General features: G+C 69.2%; 4 protein-coding genes and 1 pseudogene. 2 read left to right on the top strand and 3 right to left on the bottom strand.

What is annotated here, in order from left to right; translation table 11 throughout:
* Positions 1-140: 140 nt before the first annotated feature.
* Positions 141-497, top strand: a complete 357-nt coding sequence (locus tag AB0F11_RS37875; protein WP_362184368.1) for a hypothetical protein — start codon at positions 141-143, stop codon at positions 495-497.
* Positions 498-803: 306 nt separating this feature from the next.
* Here AB0F11_RS37875 and AB0F11_RS37870 read toward each other — a convergent pair whose 3' ends face one another.
* The gene (locus AB0F11_RS37870; RefSeq protein ID WP_362184366.1) at positions 804-1,406 is read right to left on the bottom strand and encodes a dihydrofolate reductase family protein; all 603 of its coding nucleotides are present in this window, start codon (positions 1,404-1,406) and stop codon (positions 804-806) included.
* A 228-nt stretch (positions 1,407-1,634) separates the two neighbouring features.
* On the opposite strand from AB0F11_RS37870, the gene AB0F11_RS37865 reads away from it, so the two are divergent.
* Positions 1,635-1,979 carry a hypothetical protein gene (locus AB0F11_RS37865; RefSeq protein ID WP_362184364.1) on the top strand — a complete coding sequence of 115 codons (345 nt, stop codon included), beginning with the start codon at positions 1,635-1,637 and terminating at the stop codon, positions 1,977-1,979.
* Positions 1,980-2,542: 563 nt separating this feature from the next.
* On the opposite strand, the pseudogene AB0F11_RS37860 reads toward AB0F11_RS37865, so the two are convergent.
* A pseudogene (locus AB0F11_RS37860) lies at positions 2,543-2,647 on the bottom strand (IS5/IS1182 family transposase); the annotation flags it as partial.
* Positions 2,648-3,002: 355 nt separating this feature from the next.
* Positions 3,003-3,548 (bottom strand): hypothetical protein, encoded by a 546-nt coding sequence (locus AB0F11_RS37855; RefSeq protein WP_362184362.1) that lies wholly within the window; start codon positions 3,546-3,548, stop codon positions 3,003-3,005.
* Positions 3,549-3,853 lie beyond the last annotated feature (305 nt).

The raw sequence follows: 3,853 nt of genomic DNA, 5'->3' as shown, positions 1-3,853 counted from the left end.
GACCCTGTGGGAGAGTAGGACGCCGCCGAACAATCATTGTGGGAAAGCCCCGCACCAGCTCTGGTGCGGGGCTTTTCTGCGTTTACCGGCAGGTGTACGGCCGGCTCGGTATCCTGGGCCGCGTTCCCCTGGAGGACTCGATGACAGCACAGCAGCTGGACGACGGCGGCCCGCTCATCCCCCAGCCGGCCATGACGAGGGAAGCGCTGCGGGACGCAGTGCGCCGAATCGACATGGCGAGCCTTGCGGTGCTCGACCGGGAATGCAACGAGGCCTTCGACCGGGCCGCGGAAACCGGGGCGATCAATCCACTGCGGTTCTTCCTGATCAAGTGGGCGACGCACGTGGCGATCCACCGGTGGCCGGCCCGGGCGGCGGCCCTGCGCGAGGCCGAACGGATCGCCGGAGACCCCGCAGCCACCGAGCAGGAGTTCCGGGCCGCGATGGAGACCAGCAGCCGCATCCTCGCCGAGGCGCAGCAGGACATCGGCCTGTGAGCCCGAGGGGCGAGGGCGCCGAGAGCGACAGCGGCTGGGCCTGGGAGTGCGATCCGAGCCGGCTCTGGGTGCTCGGCGACATGCCGCCGGAGCAGCAGGAACTGGTGGCTGCGGTCATGGACGGCCTGGTGGACCTGGCCTCCATGGGCATCGACCCCAAGGACGGCACAGCCTGTACGAGGACCCGCAGCCGATGCGGCTGCGTACGTACGAGGACGAGCACCTCATGCTCTGGTACCAGACCATCCCGCACCGCAGCCGCGTCTACCTCAAGCGCGTCAACCTCTGAGCCGCTGCCTGGTTTCCTCAGGGCCGGTCGGCTGCGCGGTAGGTGCAGACCTGGACGCCTGCGGGGCTGGTGACCGCGGAGACCAGCTCCAGTGTGCGCAGGGCGCCGTCCGCGGGGAAGATCGTCTTGCCGCCGCCGAGGAGGACCGGCATCACGTTCAGGCGGAGCTCGTCGACCAGGCCCTCGCGCAGCAGGCTCCGTACGAGGGTCGGGCTGCCCATGACCACGAGGTCGCCGCCCTCACGGGCCTGCAGGTCCCGGATGGCGGCGACGGCCTTGTCGCCGGAGATCCGGGTGGTGTTGCTCCACGCCAGCGCCGCCTCCTCGTCGGAGAGGCTCGAGGAGACGACGTGCTTCGGGATGGCGTTCATGCGGTCCGCGAAGGGGTCGCCAGCGCGCTCGGGCCAGGCCCCGGCCATCGTCTGCCACGTACGTCGGCCGAACAGCAGGGCCTCGGCGCCTGCCAGGGCCTCGGCGAAGGAGCCGCCGACGACCTCGGGGTCGAAGAACGGGTGGGTCCAGCCGCCGTGGGCGAAGGCACCGTCGGTGTCCTCGTCGGCGCCGCCGGGGGCCTGAACGACGCCGTCCAGGCTGATGAACTCGGTGACCACGATGCGCATGTGACTCGCTCCTCTGGATGTCCACCCCTCCCGGGCGCCTGCCCGGGTGGCTCTACACAGGGAAGACCGCCGCTCCACGCAAAAGTCATCGGTCGCGAACGATGCTCTTGATGTGACCTGGGTCATACGCATCCCCCGGGGCGTATGTCGCCGCATTTCGCCGCCGCCCAGGTCGGTGAGAACTTGGCTCAAGTTGCGGTGCTGATTCGGGGAGCGAGGAGAGCTGGCGTGTCCGAGAGACCGCGGGTGGAGGAAGCCCTCGGCTTCCTGCATGGGCAGCTGGCGGCCGGACGACCGGCGAAGAGCGAGTTGACCACTGGGGATGCGTGGCTGGCCTTCAAGCGGTTCGGGCGGCAGCGCTTTGACACCGCGCCGGTACCGGATTCAGACGGCCTGCTCTTCCAGTACGGCACGTACGCCTTCAGCGGGCGACCGATGTTCACTGTGGACCTCTGGTTCTTTCACGACGCCGACGCGGGCCTGGACGAATGGTTCGCCGCCCTGGAGAGGCACCTCAAACCGTTGCTTGCTCGCGTGCCCTCCGACATCGATGTGTACGAGGAGCTGGTTTAGGACGTCACGCAAATCGGACTCGCTTGCGCAGTGAGGCCAGCGACAACGGCGTCACGGTCGCGGTCAACGTCCGTGCTCAGGGTGTGGAGGCTGGGGAGGCCGTCCTGCCAGACCGCTGCGAAGTGCGTCAGGCCGGAGTAGGACGCTCGTGCACCCACCCAGGCCGAGCCCCGTTCGTCCTGGCCGTCGGAAGTGGGCGTTGGCGCCGTAGCCGGCATCCGCGGCCAGCACGTCGGGCCGCACCAGCGGCGCGAACACCTCGGACGCGAACTCCTCCAACCGAACCCGCACAGCGGAAAGCTTTCCCACGCCTCATGCAGCCAGCGAACTACCGCACGCTACTAGCCGGCCCACCCGGTTGCGGTTCGCGGCCGGGCCCGCCGGTTACGGGATCACCACCCGGATCCCGCGCCGCCGCAGATGGAGTCGGGTCCCCCGGGACGAATACGGGGGACGACGAATGTCAGCGTCCGCCGGCAAAGGCCGTCGCAGCGAGGTGATCTCCTTGGACAGCCTGCCGCGGGAGCGTCACAGGGCATGGTCGGCCGGCTCGCCTATCGGAGCCCCTTTTGACGGGGCCCGGCGGCATGCTGGTGTGCACGCACGACCGTGGAGTCGACCGCGACGACCCACTCGAGGTCCCCCTAGCCACCGGCCTGGGCCAGCAGGGCGGTGAAGGCCATCTCCGAGGTGCCGTCCCGCCGCCCCCATCCGTAGCTGGTTGTAAGCGCCCTTCCCCGGCCCGAAGTGCTCAGGCAGGCCCAGGCACGGCGTCCAGGTCCGGTATCTAAACGCGGTCGCGTCGATCACCCGTCGGTGGTCCCGCCGCCGCTCGCCCCGCTGAGGCCTGCGGCAGCCTGCCCCGAGGCGTTCACCACCCCGTAGGCCCGTCGGCGAAGACCGCAGAGCCCACGGCACCCCCTTCGGGGCCCCTGGGCCTGGCCGTCCCGGCCTTCGGCGCGTGGCTTTGTAGCAGCACCTGGTCGGAGAGACGGCCGGGTGGGGCAGGGCCGGGCTCGTGGGTCAGGCGTCGGCGCGGTGGGGGCAGTCGTCTAGGAGGGCGTCGAAGGCTGCCTGCTTGGACTCGTCCGAGAACTCGCGCTCGATGCTCTCGTCGTCCGGCGAGACGATCAGGTAGTGGGAGGCCAGGTAGGAGAGGTCTCCCCAGTGCTCGAGGGTGTGGCCGCGCATGAGGGTTCGGCCGCAGCGCGTGCACTCGATCCACGGCACCAGGAGCAGCTGCGCCAGGTCGCCCTCGGCCCCGAGCTCGGCGGCGTCCAGCACGACGTCGTCGGGGTCGAGCAGCTCTACGGCCGCGGGGCGCCCGTCACCGCCGCACTGGAGGAGTCGGCCGGCGAGATTCTCCCGCTCGCCCCAGATCTCCGACACCACGGATATCTGGGCCCTGTCCGTCTCGCTGAGCCGCACCCGGTGGTCGAGGAGGCCCGCGATGAGCATGCTGAGCCCCGCCTCCTGCTCGCCGATGTCCCAGGCGTCCCGTACGTGCTGCGCCTCGGGCTCCGGCAGCAGCGCCGCGAGCCGGTTCCAGATGACGATCTTGTCGGTCATCGGCCGAGGCTAGCGGCGTCGCCGACCTTTGACACCCCCTCCACCCCGGATGTAGACTTGAGCGGTTGCCTGGAACGGAGACGTTCGGCAACACACCAAGCAGAACCTGACGCAACCCGCGGAATCTCATTCCACGGGTTCGCCCTCGACTCCTCACTCAGGAATCCGAAGCCGGGAAATCCGGTGGAAAACTTCTGATAGAGTCGGACTCGCCGAAAGGGAAACGCGAAAGCGGGAACCGGAAAGCGAAACCCGCTTCGACCGGGAATCGGACACGAAAGAGTCTGATAGAGTCGGAAACGAAG

The sequence above is a fragment of the Streptomyces sp. NPDC032472 genome (assembly GCF_040636955.1).
In the GTDB taxonomy this organism is placed as follows: domain Bacteria; phylum Actinomycetota; class Actinomycetes; order Streptomycetales; family Streptomycetaceae; genus Streptomyces.
The sequence above is the reverse complement of the archived record's forward strand: the minus strand, read 5'-3'. Positions and strand labels throughout refer to the sequence as shown.

What these genes read in the sequence shown, in the direction of transcription:
- AB0F11_RS37875 (WP_362184368.1), top strand. Translation starts at nt 141, where the DNA reads ATGACAGCACAGCAGCTGGACGACGGCGGCCCGCTCATCCCCCAGCCG.
- AB0F11_RS37870 (WP_362184366.1), bottom strand. Translation starts at nt 1,406, where the DNA reads ATGCGCATCGTGGTCACCGAGTTCATCAGCCTGGACGGCGTCGTTCAG.
- AB0F11_RS37855 (WP_362184362.1), bottom strand. Translation starts at nt 3,548, where the DNA reads ATGACCGACAAGATCGTCATCTGGAACCGGCTCGCGGCGCTGCTGCCG.